The sequence below is a fragment of the Gordonia sp. 852002-10350_SCH5691597 genome, assembly GCF_001665715.1.
Classification (GTDB): Bacteria; Actinomycetota; Actinomycetes; order Mycobacteriales; family Mycobacteriaceae; genus Gordonia; species Gordonia sputi.
The window spans coordinates 1-737 of record NZ_LZMO01000052.1 but is presented as its reverse complement, the minus strand read 5'-3'; the positions used below and the strand labels follow the sequence as shown (position 1 = coordinate 737).

1 protein-coding gene is annotated in these 737 nt (G+C 62.7%); it reads left to right on the top strand.

What is annotated here, in order from left to right; translation table 11 throughout:
- Window positions 1–737 (top strand): phosphopantetheine-binding protein (locus A5777_RS03800; protein WP_156529276.1); only part of this gene is annotated, 737 nt, incomplete at both ends.

Below are 737 nucleotides of genomic sequence, written 5' to 3'. Positions count from 1 at the left end.
GTATGTGTTGGATGCGCGGTTGGGTGTGGTGCCGCCTGGTGTGCCTGGTGAGTTGTATTTGGGTGGTGTGCAGGTGGCGCGTGGGTATGCGTCGCGTGCGGGGTTGAGTGCTGAGCGGTTTGTGGCGGATCCGTTTGGTGGTGGGGGTTCGCGGTTGTATCGGACGGGTGATTTGGTGCGGTGGGGTGTTGGTGGGGAGATCGAGTATTTGGGGCGTACGGATTTTCAGGTGAAGTTGCGTGGGCAGCGGGTGGAGTTGGGTGAGGTGGAGGCGGTGGTTGCTGCGGCGCCGGGTGTGGTGCATGCGGTGTGTGCGGTGGTTGATGGTGGTGGTGGGCAGCAGTTGGTGGGGTATGTGTCGCCGGGGTCGGTGGATGTGGATGTGGTGGGTGAGTATGTGTCTGGGGTGTTGCCGGGCTATATGTGTCCGTCGGTGTGGGTGGTCACTGATGAGTTGGTGTTGAACAGTTCGGGGAAGTTGGATCGTCGGGCGTTGCCGCCGGTGGTGGTGCCGGAGGTGGGGTTTGTGGCGCCGGTGTCTCCGTCGGAGGTGTTGGTGGCGCAGGTGTTCGAGCGGGTGTTGGGTGTGTCGCGGGTGGGGTTGGGGGAGTCGTTTTTCCTGTTGGGTGGTAATTCGTTGTCGGCGATGCGGGTGGCTGCTGGGGTGGCTGATGTGTTCGGGGTGTCGGTGTCGGTGCGTGATGTGTTTGATGCGCCCACCGTCGAAGAACTCGCCG